The organism is Sulfitobacter sp. LC.270.F.C4 (assembly GCF_032922545.1).
GTDB lineage: Bacteria > Pseudomonadota > Alphaproteobacteria > Rhodobacterales > Rhodobacteraceae > Sulfitobacter > Sulfitobacter profundi.
Genome location: NZ_CP136692.1, coordinates 3,040,147 through 3,060,511, shown reverse-complemented (window position 1 = coordinate 3,060,511; position 20,365 = coordinate 3,040,147). Strand labels below are relative to the sequence as shown.

General features: G+C 61.0%; 20 protein-coding genes. 7 read left to right on the top strand and 13 right to left on the bottom strand.

Annotated features, from left to right (window positions below):
- Window positions 1-150 precede the first annotated feature (150 nt).
- Window positions 151-936, bottom strand: coding sequence for an IclR family transcriptional regulator (locus tag R1T45_RS18855; protein ID WP_317389898.1), 786 nt, complete (start codon window positions 934-936; stop codon window positions 151-153).
- Window positions 937-1,059: 123 nt separating this feature from the next.
- Here R1T45_RS18855 and R1T45_RS18850 point away from each other — a divergent pair, with 123 nt between their 5' ends.
- The 3 genes from R1T45_RS18850 to R1T45_RS18840 all read left to right on the top strand — a co-directional run bounded on the left by R1T45_RS18850 (window position 1,060) and on the right by R1T45_RS18840 (window position 5,673).
- Complete coding sequence (locus R1T45_RS18850; RefSeq protein WP_317389897.1) at window positions 1,060-2,919, top strand: TRAP transporter fused permease subunit; 1,860 nt, start codon at window positions 1,060-1,062, stop codon at window positions 2,917-2,919.
- Window positions 2,920-2,937: 18 nt separating this feature from the next.
- Window positions 2,938-3,969, top strand: coding sequence for a TAXI family TRAP transporter solute-binding subunit (locus tag R1T45_RS18845; protein WP_317389896.1), 1,032 nt, complete (start codon window positions 2,938-2,940; stop codon window positions 3,967-3,969).
- Between the two features lie 75 nt (window positions 3,970-4,044).
- Window positions 4,045-5,673, top strand: a complete 1,629-nt coding sequence (locus R1T45_RS18840; RefSeq protein ID WP_317389895.1) for an alkaline phosphatase family protein — start codon at window positions 4,045-4,047, stop codon at window positions 5,671-5,673.
- A 101-nt stretch (window positions 5,674-5,774) separates the two neighbouring features.
- On the opposite strand, the gene R1T45_RS18835 is transcribed toward R1T45_RS18840, so the two are convergent.
- The 10 genes from R1T45_RS18835 to R1T45_RS18790 all read right to left on the bottom strand — a co-directional run bounded on the left by R1T45_RS18835 (window position 5,775) and on the right by R1T45_RS18790 (window position 14,219).
- Window positions 5,775-6,200 carry a c-type cytochrome gene (locus R1T45_RS18835; protein WP_269343479.1) on the bottom strand — a complete coding sequence of 142 codons (426 nt, stop codon included), beginning with the start codon at window positions 6,198-6,200 and terminating at the stop codon, window positions 5,775-5,777.
- Window positions 6,197-7,495: a multicopper oxidase family protein gene (locus tag R1T45_RS18830; protein ID WP_317389894.1), complete on the bottom strand. Its 1,299-nt coding sequence runs from the start codon at window positions 7,493-7,495 to the stop codon at window positions 6,197-6,199. The genes R1T45_RS18835 and R1T45_RS18830 overlap by 4 nt, the downstream gene beginning before the upstream one ends.
- Window positions 7,496-7,670: 175 nt before the next feature.
- On the bottom strand, window positions 7,671-8,120 hold the full coding sequence (locus R1T45_RS18825; RefSeq protein ID WP_317389893.1) for an ion channel: 450 nt from the start codon (window positions 8,118-8,120) through the stop codon (window positions 7,671-7,673).
- Between the two features lie 41 nt (window positions 8,121-8,161).
- A complete protein-coding gene (locus R1T45_RS18820; protein WP_132444915.1) occupies window positions 8,162-8,734 on the bottom strand; it encodes a helix-turn-helix transcriptional regulator in 573 nt (190 codons plus the stop codon).
- A 67-nt stretch (window positions 8,735-8,801) separates the two neighbouring features.
- Window positions 8,802-9,536, bottom strand: a complete 735-nt coding sequence (locus tag R1T45_RS18815) for a copper-binding protein (protein ID WP_317389892.1) — start codon at window positions 9,534-9,536, stop codon at window positions 8,802-8,804.
- Window positions 9,537-9,581: 45 nt separating this feature from the next.
- Complete coding sequence (locus tag R1T45_RS18810; RefSeq protein WP_317389891.1) at window positions 9,582-10,940, bottom strand: copper oxidase; 1,359 nt, start codon at window positions 10,938-10,940, stop codon at window positions 9,582-9,584.
- Between the two features lie 17 nt (window positions 10,941-10,957).
- On the bottom strand, window positions 10,958-12,421 hold the full coding sequence (locus R1T45_RS18805; RefSeq protein WP_132444921.1) for a TolC family protein: 1,464 nt from the start codon (window positions 12,419-12,421) through the stop codon (window positions 10,958-10,960).
- Window positions 12,421-12,711, bottom strand: a complete 291-nt coding sequence (locus R1T45_RS18800) for a hypothetical protein (protein WP_120350362.1) — start codon at window positions 12,709-12,711, stop codon at window positions 12,421-12,423. The genes R1T45_RS18805 and R1T45_RS18800 overlap by 1 nt, the downstream gene beginning before the upstream one ends.
- Before the next feature lie 82 nt (window positions 12,712-12,793).
- Window positions 12,794-13,174 (bottom strand): hypothetical protein, encoded by a 381-nt coding sequence (locus R1T45_RS18795; RefSeq protein WP_317389890.1) that lies wholly within the window; start codon window positions 13,172-13,174, stop codon window positions 12,794-12,796.
- Between the two features lie 142 nt (window positions 13,175-13,316).
- Window positions 13,317-14,219 carry a DUF305 domain-containing protein gene (locus R1T45_RS18790; RefSeq protein WP_317389889.1) on the bottom strand — a complete coding sequence of 301 codons (903 nt, stop codon included), beginning with the start codon at window positions 14,217-14,219 and terminating at the stop codon, window positions 13,317-13,319.
- A 199-nt stretch (window positions 14,220-14,418) separates the two neighbouring features.
- Between R1T45_RS18790 and R1T45_RS18785 the strand changes: the two genes are divergently transcribed.
- The gene (locus R1T45_RS18785; RefSeq protein WP_067630970.1) at window positions 14,419-14,697 is read left to right on the top strand and encodes a metal-sensitive transcriptional regulator; all 279 of its coding nucleotides are present in this window, start codon (window positions 14,419-14,421) and stop codon (window positions 14,695-14,697) included.
- A 315-nt stretch (window positions 14,698-15,012) separates the two neighbouring features.
- A complete protein-coding gene (locus R1T45_RS18780) occupies window positions 15,013-15,867 on the top strand; it encodes an SDR family oxidoreductase (RefSeq protein ID WP_317389888.1) in 855 nt (284 codons plus the stop codon).
- A 134-nt stretch (window positions 15,868-16,001) separates the two neighbouring features.
- On the opposite strand, the gene R1T45_RS18775 is transcribed toward R1T45_RS18780, so the two are convergent.
- Window positions 16,002-17,018 (bottom strand): cation transporter, encoded by a 1,017-nt coding sequence (locus R1T45_RS18775; protein ID WP_317389887.1) that lies wholly within the window; start codon window positions 17,016-17,018, stop codon window positions 16,002-16,004.
- Window positions 17,015-17,770: a transporter substrate-binding domain-containing protein gene (locus R1T45_RS18770; protein WP_317389886.1), complete on the bottom strand. Its 756-nt coding sequence runs from the start codon at window positions 17,768-17,770 to the stop codon at window positions 17,015-17,017. Before R1T45_RS18770 ends, R1T45_RS18775 begins: the two co-directional genes overlap by 4 nt.
- A gap of 316 nt (window positions 17,771-18,086) precedes the next feature.
- Between R1T45_RS18770 and R1T45_RS18765 the strand changes: the two genes are divergently transcribed.
- Together R1T45_RS18765 and R1T45_RS18760 are read left to right on the top strand one after the other, a co-directional pair.
- Window positions 18,087-18,233 (top strand): hypothetical protein, encoded by a 147-nt coding sequence (locus tag R1T45_RS18765; RefSeq protein ID WP_162931808.1) that lies wholly within the window; start codon window positions 18,087-18,089, stop codon window positions 18,231-18,233.
- Between the two features lie 484 nt (window positions 18,234-18,717).
- A complete protein-coding gene (locus tag R1T45_RS18760; protein ID WP_132444933.1) occupies window positions 18,718-20,289 on the top strand; it encodes an ABC transporter substrate-binding protein in 1,572 nt (523 codons plus the stop codon).
- The last annotated feature ends 76 nt before the right edge of the window (window positions 20,290-20,365 follow it).

Sequence of the window (20,365 nt, the reverse complement as noted above, 5' to 3'; positions counted from 1 at the left end):
TCGCGGGAGGGCCATTCCGGATGGCATCGGATGACTTCAAACTATCGGATTTCCTCCCCTACAGACTGTCCGTATTGGCCGCGCACAACCCGGTTGCAGGGCGCTTTAGATGAACAAACGGACGAGCTCTGAACGGCAGGCCAACGCAAATTAGCCGACGTTGGCCGCGTGGAGCTTGCCGATTTCCTCTGCCGTCTCGGTCAGTTTTTTCAAATGCGCTTTGGCCACGGCGGCGACGCTATGCTGTTCGGCCAGCCAAATCAGGCTAACCGCGCCGACAGCATGACCCTGTGACCCTATGGCGACCGCAATCGCGCTTGGAATGCCGCCGTAATCCACCGCACGCCCCCAATAGCCGTCCTCTCGGATGGCGAAACCCTGCGCGCGCACCTCCCGCAACTTTGCTGGCAGCGCCAAGGCAGCGGTGCGGTCTTTGCCGGTGGTGTGGACGGCCAAACGGGCGGAATATTCTGCCTCCTGCTCAGGCTCCAGTGCCGCCAGAAAAGCGCAGCCCAGTGCAGAGCGGAAAGGCGAGGGCCTGTAGCCGATGCAATCGGGAAAGATACCGTGGGTGGAAAAGGTCCGCGTCGTATCCACAATCTCGACCCGGCCATTGCCGATGGGCGCGGCAAGGTCCACGCCAAGTCCCGTGGCATCAGAAAGGGAAAGGATCGCAGAGGCACCTGCTTCGACCAGCGTGTCTACCGACGTAGGGCGGGAATTCACCCGCGGGAAACGGGAGCCGACCCTGTAGCGGCTGTCGCTCCTGCTTTGGGTTAGCCAGCGCTGCTGAACCAATGTGGCGCATATTCGCAGGATTGTCGGCTTAGGCAAGCCGGTGCGCTCGGCCAGAAAGGCCAAGGAACACACGCCATTGCTGGAGATAACTTCGAGGATGTTGAGCCCGCGTTCAACGGAGCGATTTAATTTCGTCATAGCGTTCCACCTAGTGAAATCCATGTTGGACCGTTACCCCTTCGCTGTCTAGTTTTTGCGCAATCACGGCAGGGGCGGAGGAGGTCTTTGCCGGGGTGCCGCATTTAGGGGGGATGAGGACCGATGCAAAACCTGCTTTCAAAATCCGTGACCGGATTGAACCTTGCGCTATCGGGACTGATCATCGCCGTCGTTTTCTACGTTTCCGTCTTTGGCGTGTTCAGCGAGTCCTATCTGCGCGTCGGGATGCTGCTGGTCGGAGGGTTGTTGATCCTGTTGACCCAGATGGAACGCGGCCAAACTGGCGCAGAAAAACCTTTGGCCCTGCTTACGGCGGCGCTATTGGGGGTCTCGGTCTTTCAATACTTTCGCGCAGCGGCAGAGATCGAAACCGGGCTGTATTTCCTAACCTCCACCGACATTTGGCTGGGCACTTTGGGGCTGATCGCCGTGATCGACCTCACGCGCCGGTCTGTTGGCATGGTCATGGCAAGCGTGGCGGCCCTTGTGCTGCTTTATGGGGCCTTTGGGCAATATGCGCCGGGGTTCATGCGCCATGCGGGCATGACCTCAGAAGAGTTGATCCAAGTTCTATGGTATTCCTTTGACGGTGTGTTTGGCCGCCCCATGGCGACGGTCGTCTCGACCATCCTGATCTTTATCATTTTCGGCGCTTTCCTTGAGTTTCTCACGATCGATCGGGTGCTGGTAAAGCTGGCGCTTGCGGCGACCGGGCGGGTCCGCTCGGGGCCAGCGGCGGCGGCGACCATTGCCAGCGGATTGTTCGGCACGATTTCCGGCAGCGCGGTGGCCAATGTCGTCGGCACCGGCGTCATTACGATACCGCTGATCAAGAAACGCGGGTTCAAAGCGCATTTTGCCGGAGCGGTCGAAGCGGCGGCCTCAAGCGGGGGGCAGATCACGCCGCCCATCATGGGGGCCGTGGCCTTTATCATGGCCGATGTCACCGGTGAGCCCTATCTGACCATCTGCGCGGCGGCCGCCGTTCCGGCGATCCTTTATTACGTTGGGTTGTTCATGGCGACCTCAAGTGCGGCGCGGAGCATGGATCTGGACGTTTCCGAACAGCCAAAGCCCAGTTTCGTTTGGCGTGAGCTTGCGCAGATCATTGTCTTTATGCTGTCGCTGACGGCCATCGTCGTTGCCATGGTCGGCGGCTCTTCTCCGGCCTATGCAGGCTTTATCGGCGTGGCCTTTGCCGTCGTGCTGGGTTTCGCGATCAAGCCGGGCCTTTTGACCGATCTATCGTCGTGGGTCAGGTTCATTCGCTCGGCGGGCCTGATCTCAGCCCAGCTTGTGGTGATCGTGGGCGCGGTTGGTATCATCATCGGTATTTTGAACCTGACCGGCGTCGGCCTGCGGTTCGCGTCGCTGGTGGCGAGCTATGCGGATGGGCAGTTGGCGATTTCGCTGTTGCTGATGGCCGTGGCCTGTCTGCTTTTGGGCATGGGGATGCCCACCGTGCCTGCCTATCTGATCATCGTGCTGGTCATGGGGCCAGCGCTGCAACGGCTCGGCGTGCCGATCATTCACACGCATATGTTCGTGCTCTATTTCGGCGTGCTCTCTGCGGTGACGCCGCCTGTGGCGCTTGCGGCCTTTGCCGCGGCACCCATCGCGAGGGCAGGGGCCATGCGCACGGCGATCGAGGCGTCACGACTGGCAATGCCCGGTTTCGTGATCCCTTTCGCCTTTATCTACCAGCCGGCCATGCTGCTTGGGACGGGCTACCCGCTGGCACAATCCGCGCAGTCAATCCTGTTCGTTACTTTGGCGGTGCTGCATATCTCGCGCGCCTGCTACCCGGCGAAAGGCAAGGCGGGCTATGCGCCCTTGGGCCTCGGGATTGCCTTTGCCCTTTTGTTTTTCGGACCGCTGGTGTCGTGGATTGCCGTGGCAGCCACCGTGGCGCTTTGGTCCGCCGTTCGGTTCGGGGCGTTTTTGACACCCGAAGTTTCATAATCCAGAGGAGGACAACCCATGACCAACCCAACATTCTCACGCCGTGGTTTTCTAGGCACCGCCACAGGTGCTGCCGCGCTTGCCGCTTTGCCGGGCGCGGCTTTCGCAAAAGACATTCTGCGCATGTCGACGCTGGGGCCGGGCACCAGTCCGAACCTCGTGATGACCACCTTCGCGAGCATCGTGAACGGCGCGCTGCCGGATTATGAAATTCAGTTGAACGCGACCGGCGCGGCCACGCGCCATGTGCTGGAAGTGGCGATGGGGCGCAGCGATTTCTGCATGTCCTCGCCCGTGATCCATTCGTTGATGCGCCGTCAGGCGGCCATGTATGAGAAGATCGAACAGGCACCTGAACTGGTCAACAACCTGCGCACCGTGCTGAACTTCCCGATGGGCGTCTATCACATCGCGGTTTACGACTCCTCCGGCATTACGTCGATGGATCAGATCGCTGGCAAGCGCGTCTTCCTTGGCCCCCCCGGCGGCGCGGCCTACACCACCATGGCACGTCTGTTCAAAGCCGTGGCCGGGCTGGAAGAAGGCACCGATTACGAAGCCGTCAAGCTCGGCTGGGATGCGGCGGCAGCGGCTTTCCAAGACGGCAACCTCGACGTGTACTGCAACCCGACCAACGCGCCCAGTCCTGCGCTGACCCAAATCGCGGTGACCAACAAGATCCGCTTCCTTGGTATTCCTGCCGATGCGCTTGAAACCGAAGGCGTTCAGGCGCTTGTTGGCCGCCCGGGCTTCAGCGCGGCCACGCTGCCTGCGGGCATCTATGGCGACAATCAGGCCAATGAGGGGGATGTCACGACACTGGGCGTAATCGTTGGGATCGTAACCAACAAGGACGCGGACGAGGAGATGATCTATCAGATGACCAAAGCCTTCTACGACGGTGTCAAAGAGGCGGGCGAAAGTGCACCTTGGCTGCGGGCAATCACGCCAGCGGGCGCTGTGCAAGACATCAACCTGCTGCTGCACCCCGGCGCTTTGCGTGCCTTGACCGAACTGGGGGTCGAAATCCCTGACGCGGCGAAAGCCTAACCTCAAGGACCGGGGCGCGCCCAGCCCCGGTCCCCTCTGCTATAGCTTAAATACACCTCGGACCCGGACGCCATCATGACAAAAAACGTACTCTTCATCATGTGTGATCAACTGCGATGGGATTACCTGTCCTGCGCAGGGCATCCGGGGCTTGATACGCCGCATATTGACGCCTTGGCCAAACGCGGCGTGCGGTTTGATCGCGCCTATGTGCAGTCGACGATCTGCGGCCCATCGCGCATGTCTTTCTACACGGGCCGCTACGTCAGTTCGCATGGATCGACGTGGAACAACGTGCCGCTGAAAGTAGGCGAGATGACCCTGGGCGACCATTTGCGCCCCCTGGGCGTGCGCACGGCACTCTGCGGCAAGACCCATATGAGCGCCGATGCCGAGGGGATGAAACGCCTCGGTTTGGCCCCCGACAGCACCATCGGCGCTTTGGTGTCTGAATGTGGTTTCGAGCCTTATGAGCGCGACGACGGGCTGCACCCAAGCACCAGTTACGGCAAGCGCAACAAAGCCTATGATGACTACATGAAAGACCGCGGCTGGGAGGATGAAAATCCTTGGGACAGCGTCGCCAACAGTGGCGAGGATGCAGACGGCAACATCCTGAGCGGCTGGTTCCTCGACAATTCGGACGCCAAGGCCCGCGCCTCGGATGAAGAGAGTGAGACCCCCTATATCACCCGCCGTGCGATGGACTTCATTCAAGAGGCGGGCGACACGCCATGGTGCCTGCATCTTAGCTATATCAAACCGCATTGGCCCTATATCGTGCCGGAACCCTACCACGATATGTACCCGCCAGAGACCCATCAGCCGGTGCTGCGCAGCGACGCGGAACAGACGGACCCGCATCCGGTGTTTGGTGCCTTCATGGAAGAGCGGGTGTCTAAAGCCTTTACCAATGACATCACCCGGACGAAGGTGATCGGCGCCTATATGGGGTTGATCAAACAGATCGACGATCAGATGGGCGAACTCATGGCGTTTCTGGACGCCAAGGGTTTGACCGATGAGACGATGATCGTCTTCACCTCGGATCATGGCGACTATCTGGGCGATCACTGGCTTGGCGAGAAGGAGTTGTTTCACGACCCTTCGGCACGCATTCCCCTGATCGTTGTCGACCCCAGCAAAGAGGCGGATGCCACACGCGGCACGGTGTCAGACGCGCTGGTCGAAGCGATTGATGTGGTCCCGACCATCCTCGACTATTTCGATGGGGCCGCCATTCCGCATATCATCGAGGGCAAGTCCCTGCGTCCGCTCATGCAGGGCAAGGCGGACTCCTTGCGCGATTTTGTCATCTCCGAATATGACTACTCTTTCCGGCAAGCCCGCCGTCGTCTGGGCGTGAGCGTTGCCGAGGCCAAACTGACGATGCTTTTTGATGGACGTTGGAAATACGTCTTTGCCGAAGGCTTCCGCCCGATGCTGTTCGATTTGCAGGCTGATCCGGATGAGTTCAACGATCTGGGCGATGATCCGCATTCCGCGCAAGAATGCGAACGGCTGCAAAACCTGTTCTTTCAATGGACCCGCCGCATCAGCCAGCGCACCACGATGTCCGACGCTGAAATTGAACGGCGCGGGATCGACCTCAACGAAGCGCGGGCGGGTGTGCTGATCGGCTTTCCGACGGAGGCCGACCTTGAAGCTGCCTTTGCAGCGGCAGGCGAGAAGCCCAAGGGGTAGGGGCGGCTGCGCATGCCATAACACCGCGAAGGTCTGTGGCATGCGCACTTGGTCTGGGCCATTAACGCCACTGCTGGAGCTGGCGTTCTGAGGCTGGGGCCTCAATGTGGCCGGTTGCGACCTGCCTGAGCGGCCTGTTCGCGGGGCGGCCAAGTTGATCGGATGTAGGCGAGAATGTCCCAGATGTCCGCGTCCGACAGCACCCCTTCAAAGGCGGGCATTCCGCTGGCGAAATCATCAATCCCGCGCGCGGCCAATGCGGCGCTGCCGCCGCGCTTGGTATATTCAAAGAGCAGGGCATTGTCGTGGTGCCAGGTATGGCCTGTGGCATCATGAGGGGGTGCTGGCAGAATGCCGTCCTCATCCGGTGTCCGCCAGTCAGGCTGGCCTTCGAGGTTGGCGCCGTGACAGGCCGCGCAGGTCTCGGCATAGAGCGTGCGACCCGCATCGATGTCGCGGCCCTCAAGCTCGTGGCCCGCCTGCGCCGTGGTCGCCCAGACAAGGGCAAGCAGTGAATATCGTATCATGTGACCTCTACCCATGTTCGCATCCCTCCGATGGCATGGCTTAGCATATGGCAGTGGATCAGCCAGCGTCCCGGATTGTCAAAAACGCAAAGCACATCCCGGCTTTCACCTGCCGCCACCAAAGTTGTGTCGCGCAGATCACCAAGGCTGTCATCGGCGGCAAGTTCATAGAAATGATGGCCATGCAGATGGATGCCATGCGGAAAGGCGGTATCATTCACGAATGTGATCCGTACCGTTTCGCCGCGTTCGATGGCGGCAAAGGGGTCCTGTGGCAGGTCCGAGACATCGTTGAAGGACCAGATGTTGGCACCGCCGTGCCGCCCGCCCATGGCACCGCCCATCATGGTTAGCGTCAGGTGCTGGGCGGGGGCACCCGTTGCCGGGAGGTCCGGTGCCGCCAAGGTCGGCGGAGGCCCCGATTGCCGATCCGTATTCTCGCCAGAGATGGACAATTCGGCCAGACGGTAAGGCTCCTGCCGCGTGGGCATGTCAAAGCCGACCGGGCCGGTGACATCGACGATCAGGTCGGCCCGCTGGGCCGGCGCCAGAACGAGGTCAGAGGCCGCGCGGGGTTGGCGCAGTGCCATGCCGTCCAGGGCGACAACCGAACCAGAAACGCCAGAGATGCTTAGGGGGAAAATACGATTGGTCGCCGCATTGATCAGCCGCAGGCGGATGCGATCACCTTGCCGCACCTCGCTTCGCGATAGGAAGCCGCGGGCGAAATTGCCCATATAGCCCGCATGGGCGACGCTATGCATGTCGGTGAATTCATCAACAAGGCTGCCATCTTCGTCGATGATCCAATCGGACAGGATCACGGTGATGTCATGATCCAGATCGAGGGGGGCGTCGTCTTCGACGATCAGCGGCCCCATCAAGCCGCGCGCCACCTGCTCTTGCGAGATATAGTGCGAATGATACCAATAGGTCCCCGCATCGGGCGGCACGAAGCTGTAGGTCTTGCTGTCCCCGGGGTTGATCAGGTCTTGCGTCAGCACCGGGACGCCGTCCATCCGGTTTTCCAGCCGGATGCCGTGCCAGTGAACGGCGGTGCCCTCTTCAAGCCCGTTCTCGACCTCAATCGATGCCCGCGCACCCCGTTTAAGCCTGATCTCAGGTCCCGGCATCGAGCCGTTGAACCCCAGCATTGCGGTGGAGCCTTCGCCTTCGGGAAGGATTTGCTGGCTTACGGTTTCGGCCTTCAGCTTCAGTGGCGTCTGGCCAGCAAAGCCCGGAAGGGGCAGAACCGCGGCGGCGGAAACGCTGGCGAGGAATTGTCTTCTGTTCATGTCATGCCTTATCGGAATGAATTGCGGTTGATGCTGCCACGGGGGACGGCGCACGCCGATGTCCAAGGCATGTAGGTATGTCCTGCCGGGGCCAATTCCAACTGTCGGTGACGGGGTGGAGGTGGACCGCCTATGCGCTCTCTATCGGGAAAGAGAATGGGCCGAACCATTTGGGTCACCCCTTGTCCGACAGGGGCGCGCGTCCCGCCATGACCTGCAGCACGAAGCTGCCTGACGCCGTAATCATGAGAAAGCCGTGAAATGCCTCTATCCCGGTGATGAAGCGCAGGTGCCCCACGGGGGTCAAGTCGCCGCGCCCCAAGGTGGTGAAGTTGACCAGCGAGAAATAGAAATAATCCATCATCGTGGTGGGCTTGCCCGCCGGGCCGGATCCGTTCAGCGCGCCGATTTGCAAACCCTGCACGGCCCAAAGGAAGAACAGCGTATAGATGAAAGCCTCGATGACATGCGCGATTGTGATTGCGCCGACGGCCAAGCCAAGGTTCTGGCCATGCGCAGCACTTTTGCGCTGCGAGATGGTATCGGAAACCCGTTTGAGCAAGAGATAGTGGATCGCCGTGCAGATGCTGACGACCAGAACGGATAGAAGCATTGCTTGGATCATGAAGGGGCAACCTGTTTTGCGGGGGGCGTTTCCTCAAGCGATTACGCCGGGGCGGCGTTTGATCTGGTTGCAGGGCCTATCGCTGAGCCCTTCACAGCCGCAGTTTGCAGGGCCTCCGCAGGCATCAATGCGTCATCCATCAAATCCTCAATGAAGGTGCTGAGCAACTGGGTGCGCCCGGTAACGGCAGCCTTGCGATAAATCGCGTTTGTCTGCGCTTTGATCGTGCCTTCGGAGGTGCCGCGCAGGTCCGCAATGTCGCGGGTGCTCAGGCCCTTGACCAAAAACACCGCGACATCCCGCTCGGCGGGGGTCAGACGCCAATCCGTGAAATGCTGCGTCATCACCATCGAGAACTCCGAGGTGCAACGGCGCATCTTTTCTTCGGCGAGCCGGGCGCGTTGCAGGCTTGTTCTAAGGGCGATCCAGCCAAGTGCCACGCCGAGGTTCAACCCGATGGCCAGCACGGTCTGCTGATACTCATGGCTCTGCCAGATCAGAAATTCAGGCTCCAGTCCGACAGCGTCCAGCAAGAAGCAGACGGAAAAGAAGATTGCCACAATTGCCTGTAGTGCAGCGATGGCCCAAAGGGCGATGGTTCCACGCGTTCTCATTGCTCGAACTGCCTTTTTTTGGTGGAAAGAGCAGGGCCAGCCCGTTCGCCGGCCCTGCTGTCGGCGCTTACTTCATCGCTGTGACGGTCAGCTTGCCTTTCACACGGTCGGCCACGAATTCGATATTCTGGCCTTCCTTCATATTGGCAATCAGCGTCTCATCGGCTTTGAACACCATGGTCATCGACGGCATGTCGAGGTTTTCCAGCGGGCCGTGGATGATGGTGACCTTCTTGCCCTTGGCGTCGACCTTTTTGATCTTGCCGGTGGAGTAGACCGCGGGCGCTTCTGGCGCCTCATCAGACTGCGCCACGGTGATCGGGCCATGCATGCCGGATTCGTAGTGGCCGGGGATCAAGCAGGCGAACTCGAAGGAGCCTTCGTTGGCGAAGGTCCAGATCACCTCGCCCTCCATGCCGGAGTCGAGACGGACCGAATTCGGGTCGTCATGCTCCATGTCCATCTTGGCCATGGCTTCCTTGTGCTTGGCGTTGCCCTCCATCGTGTCGATCACGAACTCATGCTCGATCTCGCCTTTGTTGGTGACGGCAAAGCGGATCGTCTCGCCTTTCTTGATGTCGAACTCGGCGGGCTCAAAGATCATCTCGCCATCGTCGGTTTCGCGCATGGTCACGTCGATGGTGCGATCGACCGCCTCGGCCTTGCCAGGCATGCCGATGGCCATCTCTTTGTGCATGTCGCCGTGGCCATCATCGTCATGACCGCCGTCATGGGTGCCCGCGGCAAAGGCAGGGGCGGTGATGAGAAGGCTGAGGGCGGTCGAAAGAAGAAGTTTGTTCATGGTGTTTCCTGTATGGGTTGGTTGTCATTGTGGTCCGAGGGCCGCTTAGCCCTCGGAGGTTGGTTTCGGCGTGATTTGGGTTTTTGGGCTGTGGTTCTGCGCGAACTCTGGCAGCTCGCCCGTCCATTCATACGCCTCGGTGCCCGGAGGGTTTTTGTACCAGCCGGGATCTTCGTAGTCGTCCGCGTCGATGCCTTGGCGCACCTTCACGACCGAGAACATGCCGCCCATTTCTAGCGGGCCATGTGGCCCCCAACCGGCCATCATCGACACGGTGTTGTCGGGCAGGGGCATCGACATTTCGCCCATATCCGCCATGCCCGCCGTGCCCATGGGCATAAACTCGGGCTGCACGCGGCGGACCTGACGTGTCATGTTCGAACTGCTGGTGCCGATCAGCGTCGGCACGTCATGGCCCATGGCGTTCATCGTGTGGTGCGACTTGTGGCAATGGATTGCCCAGTCGCCCAGATGGTCGGCCACGAACTCATAGGCGCGCATGGCACCCACAGGGATGTCGATGGAGACCTCGGGCCATTGCGCCGATTCTGGCACCCAGCCGCCATCGGTGCAGGTAACCTTGAAGTCATAGCCGTGCATGTGGATCGGGTGGTTGGTCATCGTCAGGTTGCCGACGCGCACGCGCACCTTGTCCCCTTGATTGACCACCAGCGGGTCAATGTCGGGGAAGATGCGGCTGTTCCAAGTCCACAGGTTGAAATCCGTCATCGTCATGATGCGGGGTATGTAGGTGCCCGGATCAATATCAAAAGCGTTCAGCATGATCAGGAAATCCCGATCGACGCGCATGAAGTCGGGATCCTTCGGGTGGACCACGAACATGCCCATCATGCCCATCGCCATCTGCACCATCTCATCGCCGTGAGGGTGGTACATGAAGGTGCCGGATTTGGTCAGATCGAACTCATAGACAAAGGTCTTGCCCGGCGGAATGCCGGGATGGCTGAGCCCGCCGACACCGTCCATGCCCGAGGGCAGGATCAGACCGTGCCAATGGATCGTCGTATGCTCGGGCAGGCGGTTGGTGACGTAGATGCGCACCCGGTCGCCCTCGACGGCTTCGATGGTCGGGCCGGTGGATTGGCCGTTGTAGCCCCAAAGCCGCGCGACCATTCCGTCGGCCAGTTCACGTTCCACCGGTTCGGCAACAAGGTGGAATTCCTTGACGCCGTTGTTCATCCGGTGGGGTAGGGTCCAGCCGTTAAGCGTGACCACGGGGTTATAATCCGGCCCGCTGGTGGGACGGGTCGGGGCTTGGGTCAGCGCGCTGTCCATCACCGCGGCTTCGGGCAGGCCCATGTTCATGGTCTGGCCCCATGCTTTGGAGGACACGAGCGTTGCACCCGCAGCACCGGCCCCCAGAAGTTGACGTCTGTTGATCATGTGGTTGCTTCCTTGTCTCAATGTCCGGCGCCGCCACCGGCGGCGATTTGGGTTTCTCCACCGGCGCCACCGCCGCCGCTGCCACCGCCGTAGATCGCGGCAGTCAGACCAGCCGAGGCCAGCCAGAATTCACGCTTTGCGCTGGCTGCTTCGAGCTGGCTCGCGATCTTCTCGCGGGCGTCGTTCAGCAGATCGAATGTGCTGGTGATCATGCCGTTGTTGCTGAGCAGTGCTTCCTCGTCGATTGTGCGGCGCAGGGGCAGCACGACGTCTGAGTAGTGCCGCGCGATCTGGTGGCTTGATCGGTAGGCCGTGGCCGCCGCCCGCGCTTCGGAGCGGACGTTCACAGCCTGCTCGGCCAGCACATTGGCCGCCTGAAGATAGCTCAGCTCGGCCTTGCGCAGCCGCGCTTTGCCGCTGTCGAAGATTGGGATCACGAACTCAAACTCGACCTGCGGTGACACGCTGGTCTCAATCTCCCCGTTCTCTTCTTCACGCTCGATCTCGGCTCCGGCGATGACTTCCAAATCGGTCAGGGTCCGGGTGGCATCGGTCAGGCCATAGGCTTTGGCCGTGGCGGCAAGGCCAAGCCGCGCGACTTCCAGATCAACCCGATTGGCCAGTGCCAGCCGTTCGATGCCCCGGTGGCTGCTGACCGTGTTCGGCACACGCGGCAGGGCATCGGGCACGTAATAGGCCACGTCCTGCCCCCAAAGGCCCATAAGCCGGGTCAGTTGCTCCTTGGCCAATTGCGCGTCCAGCCGCGCCTGTGCCAATTGGCCCGCCATTTCGGCGTTGAACGCCTGCTCTCGGGCCTGCGCGGCTTTGTTAAGCGCGCCGGTCTTGCCCAGCTGCTGCGCCAGTTCCGCCGCCGCATCGGTGGTGACGGCCGCGCGTTTCAGATAGCTGACCGTTTCAAAGGCCGCGACCGCATTGACCCAAGCCTCGCGCGTTTCATTGGCCAGCGCCAGCGTGTCGCTGACGGCTTGCATCTGCGCGTGCTGGAACTCGGCCTCGGCAGCGGCGATGCGCTGTTTGCGGGTGCGGGCGTCCAGAAGGTTAACGGCGATCATGCTCTCCAAGGCGCGGTACAGCCCGACCTCGGGCGCACCGATGCCTAAAAGACCAATGGAAACGACAGGGTTTTCTGGCGTGGACTGTTGCCATGCTTCGGCCGCCGAAAGGCCGATCTGCGCATAGGATGCCTGAAGCCCTTTGTTGTTCAAAAGCGCGACCTGCACCGCGGTTTCGGCACTGATCGTCTTGCCCTGCACCATGGCGCGGACCTGTTTGGAGGCCGCGACGGTCTCGGCCTGCGACTGCGCCCAGACGGTGCGCTTGCCGATGGCCTTGGAGGTGCGCGCCTCAACGGCGGCAAAACCGGCATCGCGGGCCGAGTAATTTACCGGCAGCACCGGGGCCGTGCAGGCGCCCAAGATCAGAGGCGTAATGACGGCGGCGGTTTTCAGTTTCCAACGCATCAGTGGTTCATCCCTTGCATTGCGCCCGGCTTGGGGGCCTGTTCCGCATTCAGCCGCCGCCAATCGAGCGGTTCGACGACACCGCGACGACGGTAGCCTGAAAAGGGCTGTTCCTCGGCGGTGGCAGCACTGCCACGTGCGCTGTTGTCGGCGGCGGTCATCGCGGCGACTTGGGGCAGAGGCGTGGGCTGCTGCACATAGGCGGCAGTGACATCAGGAAGAGGCGGGAGCGCCGTGGCGCAGGCGCCAAGGGTCAGGGACAGCGTCCCTGCGATCAGTGGTAATTTCATTGGTATTTTGCCTGAGAAAGAGGTGATCTTACCCGCGGCTCGAAACCGCGGATGCAAAGGCCGTCAGGGGGCCGGGATCAACTCAGGCTCGAGGCGGACGCAATTGGCCCGTGGGCTGGCCAGAGGCGACAGAGTGGGACACGCTGGTATATTCAACGGATCGCACGGCCGTCATCTTGGCGTCCTGCGAAGTGGTCAGCGCTGCCGTCAGACAGATGCCACCACAGCAAGGCTCGCCTTCGAAACTCTCTGGTATGTCTGTCAGATCAGGTAGCGCCGCAACATCCTGTTGCAGGTCTGACGCTGCGGTCATCTGGTGGCCCGCGTGATGCGCCGCCTGCGCGCTTTCGTGCATTGCGCTTTCGGCATGAACCGAAGAGGGCGGAAGCAGCAGCAAACCACAGGCCAGAACCACACCCAGTAGGGCGCGGCAGAGGTTTGATATGTTTGCCAGAGCACGCATGGCCTTAGCAGTGTCGTAAGTCGCGATGCCTGTCAACGCGTCCAGCGCTGGAAGGATTGCAATTAAATCTTCGGCCTTTGCATCAAAGCCGCGAAAGTCGACGGGAGGCCCACCCGGTTCGGCAGGCCCCCCTTTGCGAGGGTCACATCTCGTTCGTGCAATCCAAGAACCCGCGGTAGCCAACGGTCAGCCCGCGGTCGAGATGGAATTTCATCTCGGCTTCCGAGCGGCGCAGGTTGCTTTCGGTATCGGTCCAATCCGCCCCGGCAAGGGGGGTGACGGTCACGTCAACGCCATCGGCGGTGAAACGGGCGCCATCGGCAAGCGCGGCTTGGTCAATGGCCTCATCGGATTGCAATTCGATCAAGGTGCCCGAGAGTTTGATGCCCCCGGCGTTGCCCGCCATCACGAGGCTTGGGTCGCCTTCGTTGGTGCGGCCAAACTCACAGGTGGCGGCGCTGCCAAGCAGGCTTCTGATATCCTCAGGGGTCAGCCCCGCCGGGTCGACTTTTGCGACCTCTGCGGAGGATAGCGCGTCGTCCACCGTACCGACTTCGGGCTGGCTTTCGGCCTCGCCCAGTTCCGGATCAACCGCGTCGCCGTTCTCTTCGATGTCGGCGATCAGGCTGCGCATCTCGGCGATCTCTTTGCGCTGTGCGGCGATGATGCCATCGGCCATCTTGCGCACGCGCGGGTCCGAAAGTTCTGCCCGTTCAGAGGTCATAATCGCGATCGAATGGTGCGGGATCATGGCGCGCATATAGCTGGTATCGCCCACGGTAACTTGGCTGCGCACCAGCCAAAGGGTCAGGGCGAAGACCGCGATGGAGCCGATATAGATGGCGATGTTGATGGCCTTGTTGGAATACATCGACAACATGAAGCTTAGCATGATGACCGCCATCACAGCCCCCATCAGCAGCGCCATATAGGTCCGCGTTTCGCTGAAAAAGACATGCTCAAATGCGTAGGTGTTCAGGTACATCAGGCCAAACATCACGATGGTCGAAGTCGCGATCATTGCGGCGAAACGCCAGTAGGACATGGGGTGTCTCCTCTTTCAAATTTCTGCGCGATTGCGGCGCGCACTGTGGCAATCAAGGGCATGGGGGGCTATGATCGCCAAAGCCAATGCGGGCCTTGCAACGCGCCGGCAAAGTGCGAATGAGGCGGCCCTAGATACCCCCCTATGGTATGTTAACTGGCCACGGTCGTCTTAGTTCCGATAGGTGGAGGCACCAAACGTGGAAGCAAAGCAGAACAAGGCAGCGATCCTTAAGCGACTGGCGCGGCTGGAAGGGCAGTTGCGCGGCGTCACACGGATGGTCGATGAGGGGCGCTATTGCGTGGACGTGCTGGTGCAAACCGCCGCCGTCCGCTCGGCACTGCGCGCGGTCGAGCGATTGGTGATCGAGGATCACGCCAACCACTGTATGGAAGAGGCGATCCTATCGGGCGACCGCGAAGAGCAGCGCCAGAAGTTCCGTGAATTGGTCGCCTTGCTGGAAAAGGCACGCGACTAGGGGTTCGTTTTGGAGGTGGGCGGTTTGCGCTTAATATCCTAGACGCGAGACCCGCGGGGTTGGCCGCGAATGTGATGCGCAAACCGCATGGCGACCGGCAAGCTACGCGGCGAAAGTCAGGCATGTGCCAAAGACGGCACGCGGTAGAGGCGCAGCCTCCCGATTGGCACCTGAGACAGGTGTTCATAATGCGCAAGTTTTCTCTCATCTCTGCCCCGTGGTGAAACCATAGCCATGGGGCGAACATTGGCCCTCTGTAGCCCTAGTTTTTTTGAACGCCCCGCTTTTCGGGGCCGCAACTGTTAGGAATGCGCCATGACAGATCAGAATTTTGATGCCCTCGACAGCCCGCAGAGCCAGCCCGGTCAGGAACATAAGATGGACCCTGCGCCCGAGTACACGCCGCGCTACCCCGGCTCGGATCGGCTCGAGGATAAGGTTGCGCTTATCACCGGGGGGGACAGCGGGATCGGACGGGCCACGGCGCTGCTCTATGCGCGCGAGGGGGCGGATGTCGCCATCGTTTACCGCAACGAAAGCCGTGATGCCGAAGAGACCAAACAGTTGGTCGAGGCCGAGGGCCGCCGGGCGCTGTTGCTGGAGGGCGATGTCGGCCAGAAAGACTTTTGCAAAGATGCCGTGCGCCGCACGATGGAGACCTTCGGCAAGATCGACATTCTGGTCAATGACGCCGGCGAACAGCACGCGCAGGAGCGCCTTGAGGATATCGAAGAAGCCCAGATTGAGCGCACGTTCCGCACCAATATCATTGGCATGATCTTGATGACGCAGGCGACGCTACCGCACCTGAAAAAGGGCGCGCGGATCATCTGTGTCACCTCGATTACCGCCTATAAAGGGCAGGATTTGCTGATCGACTATGCTTCGACCAAGGGGGCGATCCTGTCTTTCTTGCGCGCCATGGCAAGCAAGCTCGCGCCCGAGGGTATTTTGGTCAATGGTGTGGCACCGGGGCCGATCCGGACGCCCCTGATCCCGGCGTCCTTCCCCGCCGATAAAGTTGAGGAGTTTGGCCAGAACGCCCCCCTTGGCCGCCCCGGTCAGCCGAATGAGGTCGCGCCCTCCCTGCTGTTTCTCGCCTGCGAGGATTCGTCCTATATGAGCGGGCAGGTGTTGCACCCGAACGGCGGCACGCTGGTTGGGGGATAGACCAGTTGCCTTATGCCCCGCACAGTATGGCAGTTGCCGTGCGGGGTGATACCGGGGGGCGTTTCAGCGCACCCAGTGGAAAGACAACTGAGCCGGCCTGCGGCTCAGTTCAGCCTCTTTCACAGAGATCGTACTCAGCCCACCGGATGCCGCCGCGCCCCGGATCGCAAAGGCAAAGTGCCGTCATCGACGCCTTCAATCGTGACCGATGCCTCGATCTTGGTCCGTGGCATGATCGAGATGTCATGGATGCGCCAGTGCAGGTCCAGCAGCTTTGCCTCCGCCGCCTCGATCCTTTCCGCAGAACAACCGTTCTCATGGGCCACGACGTAGATCGTGCCGGTCAGAAAACGCCCTTCCTCATGCAGACGCAGGCGGCTTTCGCGCACCCACGGCAGCGCTCCAAAGGTCTTTTGAACCTCTTCGATCAGGGGATCGAACTCTTTGTCTTCGATCGTCCGGGGCATCTCATCGCTGAGGTCGCGGACCGCCGCGCCGGTATGCTTGAAGCCGTCGTGAAGCACGTCCAACGCAATCACGATGGCCGCGACAGCATCGGCCCACCACCAGCCCATCCCGATCCCGAGGATGCCCACGATCCCGGCAAGCCCCGTCATCCAGTCCGCCTTGTTCATCATGGCGTCCGCGTAGAGGGTCTTGTCATGCAACATCTTGGCGGGCTTCATCTTTAGATGGCCGAAAATGACCGGCATCACAACGCTATAGGCCAGCGCCGCGATCATCACCCAGCCGAACCAGATGGTGGCACCAAAGAGTTCGACACTGCCGATGGTCGGGTGCTCTTGTTTGATCAAGGCGATGGAGGAATCGACGATGAGAAATATCCCCACGCCGCCAAGGGCCACCGCGCTGATCAGATACGCGATTGAGGTGACACGGATATACCCCAGCGGGAAGTGGCGGTTCGGTTTCCACCCCTCGATCCACGATCCCACGAGAAAGGCGATGGGCGGTACAAAGCTGAGCAGGTCTTCGATCCATGCGGTTTTCATCGCTTGGCTGCTGCCCACCGCAAAGTAAATCGCGGCCACGATGGAGGCCAAGACGGCGAGCCAGATGGCCTCCAACCAACGGGCCCGGTGGAGCGCCTTCTTTTGCGCCTCGGGCATGGTGCGGATGGAACGGGTCACGGTGCATAGGCGCGCAAACGCGCCTCGATGGTCCCGGCCTCGCGCCGGAAGAAATCCTCGATCTTCATCAGCCAAGCGTTCTCGCCTTGCTGCACGGCGACGACATGTTCCGCCCGGTCCAGCGTCGTTTCGGTCGCGGCAAGGTCTTTCACCGCAAGTTGCCAATGCGGAAGGGCGGCGAGGGTCTGATCCTCGGTCCATTGGTCTACCGGAATGCCGCCTTCCTCCGCCACCAGTGCGGCGAGGGGGAGGTGGGGTGGTACGAAAACCTGCTGATCTTCGATGTCATGGGGCCGGGCGTTTGGCGTGCGGCTGCCTATGACAAAGGCTTCTTCGAAATAGGTATAGCTTGGCGCAGCACCTTTCACCGGGGTCACGTCTTTGCGGGCAAAGCCCCCGATGGCGAGGTCGATGTCGCCCTTTTCCAACCCCTCCAGCGCCGCGAATGCGCCGAGAGGCTTCCATTCGATGGCGACCCCTAATTCCGCGGCAAAGGCGCGCGCCAGATCGGCTTCGACACCCTGTGGCGGGCCACTGTCAGGCAACACGACCCATGGCGGGTTTTCCGATACCGCGACGGTCATTTCTTGGTCGGAGAGAACGGTTTCGAGGGTTCCTTCCACATCGCGAGGGAACCGCAGATCGTCGCAGGCGGCAAGCAGGCTCACCCCCGCGAGGAGCATTGCAGTCGTAAAGTTGAGTGGGTTTCCCACGCCTTTGGCACCGTGTGGCGTGGCTTTGCGGGGCGTCATCTCTTTATTCCTTAGGGCCGGATCGCAAGGGGATAACGGGCGGTTTATCAAAAGGTTCCGGGGCAGGAGGGCGGCCCGGGGCGGCGCTTAGGTCTCTGCGCACATCAACCACAGGTCGGTCATTTCCTGCCGGTAGGGGGGCGCTGACCAACTCTTTCGGAACACCGACCCCGATGTGGCGATTTATACCTTAGGAATGCCGCCCCACGGTGCCGCGCCCGATGAGTGACAACGCGCAGTAGATGGTCGGCGTCTATGCTGATGAAGCCTCGAATGCAGGCCGCTGACCGCATTAACAGCCCGAAAGGAGAACGTCATGCCAAACGAGCCAGATCACGCCAAAGAGAAACGCCCACCCCACCGGGAGCGCCACAATGCGCAGGATGACCACGAAGGCGCGGCGCACCGTCCTGAGGAGTTCGATCCAAAGAACCCGCAAAAGGCGGTGAAAAAAGAGAAGTGAACGCGAAAGCTGTGCGAAATTCCCGCGCTGCTTTCTCGCATCGCCCAGTTATTATTGTCGGGCGAAAAATACCCTAAGCGGTGCCGCGGACGGGGCGGGATCAGCCCCACGGTCTTGCGGCGCTCGCGGCAAAGGTCGATGCGCTCGGCGCATTCCTAGTCCGGCCACAACACTTTGTTCTCCCCGAAAAACCTCTCTAGCCGTAGCGTAACTTCGCGACACGCGCGCCGGGCATCTATACCCCGGCGGTGGAACCGGCTATGCCTATGACCAAGATCGTTGCGGCGGGCAAACTGCCGCGGCTGATCGCATTGCAGGCAGAGACGCGCTGTCGTTCAGCGATGGCGGTGTTTCGACCGCGATAGCAGGCGGGGCGACTGGCCCATGCCTCTGCGAGAGGCGGCGGCAAACGCCGCGTAACCGACCATTACGCCGAGCGCTTTGTCAGAGCGCTTGACCAAGAAAACAAACATAGGGGGATACAATGACCAATTTCACAAAACGTCAAAACGGACCGAGCCGTCGCAGTTTTCTAGCCGGGAGCGCGGCTGCGGTGGGGGCAGGGCTGATCTTGCCACAGGGCGCACGGGCACAGGCTCAGCCCAAAAAGGGTGGCACGCTGCGGGTTGGCTTCACCCAAGGGTCGACCTCCGACAGCCTTGATCCCGCAACCTTCAACAACGACTTCATGTTTGCCAGCGGCTATGCGGTCTTCAACACTCTGACGGAAATCGCCCCCGACGGCACCGCCCAGCCCGACTTGGCTGAGAGCTTTGAGGCCAGCAGCGATGCCGCCACATGGACCTTCCGCCTGCGCGACAACGCGCAATTCTCGGACGGCAAAACGGCGACAGCGAATGATGTGATCGCCTCGATCCGTCACCACATGGGGCCAGAGTCCAAATCCGGCATCAAACCGCTGCTTGAGCAGATCACCGACATCCGTGCCGATGGCGACAAGGTCGTGATCTTTGAACTGGCCGCAGGGAACGCGGATTTCCCGTTTATCTTCAATGACTACCACCTCGGGATTCGCCAAGACACCGGCGATGGCACGATCGACCCCAACAGCCGCATCGGCACAGGCGGCTATGTGATCGACGTTTTCGAGCCGGGCGTACGGGTCGAACTGACGCGCCGCGATGACTACTGGAAAGAGGGCCGCGCGCATTTCGACAAGGTCGTGATCTTGAAAGTCGGCGATCCGGCGGCCCGGATGAACGCGCTGATGACCGGCGAGGTTGACCTGATCGACCGGCCCGACCTCAAGACGATCAACCTGCTGGGCCGCGCGCCCAACGTGAAGATCCACACCCAAGACGGCACGCTGCATTACATCATGCCGATGCAGACCAACACGGCCCCGTTTGATGACGTGAACGTGCGGATGGCGTTGAAATACGGCATCAACCGCGAAGACATGATCGAAAAGGTTCTGCGCGGCTATGGTACCGTGGGCAACGACCAACCGATCTCGCGTTCCATGCCCTATTACAACGACGACCTTGAGCAGATCACCTATGATCCGGAGCGGGCGAAGTACCACCTGAAACAGGCGGGGCTTGAAAGCCTTGATGTGACGCTGTCCACCTCGGATGCTGCCTTTAACGGGGCGGTGGATGCCTCGGTTCTCTTTGCCGAAAACGCGCGGCCTGCGGGGCTGAACATCGAGGTGAAGCGTGAGCCGGATGACGGCTATTGGTCGAATGTCTGGCTGCAAAAGCCCTTCTGCTGCTCCTATTGGGGTGGCCGTCCGACGCCTGACCTGATGTTCTCGACCGGCTATGCCGCCGATGCGGAGTGGAACGAGACCAAATGGGACAACGAGCGCTTTAACGAGTTGCTGTTGCAAGCGCGGCCTGAGCTGGACCAGACCCGCCGCGCCGAGATGTACGGCGAGATGCAAAAGATCGTGAAAGAGCAGGGCGGCGCGCTGATCCCGGCCTTTGGTCAATATGTCTCGGCCATGAGCGAAAGCGTTCAGATGCCTGAGGAAGTGTCCGAGATGTGGGATCTCGACAGCCAGCGCTTCATCGAACGCTGGTGGATGTCCTAAGCCACAGCCTCATCCGGGCGGCCCCAAGGGGCCGTCCGTTTCCCGCACCAATGGCCCGATCCGGGCCGGAGAAAAC

Coding starts and splice junctions, on each gene's coding strand:
- R1T45_RS18810 (WP_317389891.1), bottom strand. CDS start 10,940: ATGATCAACAGACGTCAACTTCTGGGGGCCGGTGCTGCGGGTGCAACG.
- R1T45_RS18820 (WP_132444915.1), bottom strand. CDS start 8,734: ATGAGAACGCGTGGAACCATCGCCCTTTGGGCCATCGCTGCACTACAG.
- R1T45_RS18855 (WP_317389898.1), bottom strand. CDS start 936: ATGACGAAATTAAATCGCTCCGTTGAACGCGGGCTCAACATCCTCGAA.
- R1T45_RS18800 (WP_120350362.1), bottom strand. CDS start 12,711: ATGAAATTACCACTGATCGCAGGGACGCTGTCCCTGACCCTTGGCGCC.
- R1T45_RS18790 (WP_317389889.1), bottom strand. CDS start 14,219: ATGTCCTACTGGCGTTTCGCCGCAATGATCGCGACTTCGACCATCGTG.
- R1T45_RS18780 (WP_317389888.1), top strand. CDS start 15,013: ATGACAGATCAGAATTTTGATGCCCTCGACAGCCCGCAGAGCCAGCCC.
- R1T45_RS18770 (WP_317389886.1), bottom strand. CDS start 17,770: ATGACGCCCCGCAAAGCCACGCCACACGGTGCCAAAGGCGTGGGAAAC.
- R1T45_RS18840 (WP_317389895.1), top strand. CDS start 4,045: ATGACAAAAAACGTACTCTTCATCATGTGTGATCAACTGCGATGGGAT.
- R1T45_RS18835 (WP_269343479.1), bottom strand. CDS start 6,200: ATGATACGATATTCACTGCTTGCCCTTGTCTGGGCGACCACGGCGCAG.
- R1T45_RS18765 (WP_162931808.1), top strand. CDS start 18,087: ATGCCAAACGAGCCAGATCACGCCAAAGAGAAACGCCCACCCCACCGG.
- R1T45_RS18795 (WP_317389890.1), bottom strand. CDS start 13,174: ATGCGTGCTCTGGCAAACATATCAAACCTCTGCCGCGCCCTACTGGGT.
- R1T45_RS18760 (WP_132444933.1), top strand. CDS start 18,718: ATGACCAATTTCACAAAACGTCAAAACGGACCGAGCCGTCGCAGTTTT.
- R1T45_RS18815 (WP_317389892.1), bottom strand. CDS start 9,536: ATGAACAAACTTCTTCTTTCGACCGCCCTCAGCCTTCTCATCACCGCC.
- R1T45_RS18825 (WP_317389893.1), bottom strand. CDS start 8,120: ATGATCCAAGCAATGCTTCTATCCGTTCTGGTCGTCAGCATCTGCACG.
- R1T45_RS18850 (WP_317389897.1), top strand. CDS start 1,060: ATGCAAAACCTGCTTTCAAAATCCGTGACCGGATTGAACCTTGCGCTA.
- R1T45_RS18845 (WP_317389896.1), top strand. CDS start 2,938: ATGACCAACCCAACATTCTCACGCCGTGGTTTTCTAGGCACCGCCACA.
- R1T45_RS18830 (WP_317389894.1), bottom strand. CDS start 7,495: ATGAACAGAAGACAATTCCTCGCCAGCGTTTCCGCCGCCGCGGTTCTG.
- R1T45_RS18805 (WP_132444921.1), bottom strand. CDS start 12,421: ATGCGTTGGAAACTGAAAACCGCCGCCGTCATTACGCCTCTGATCTTG.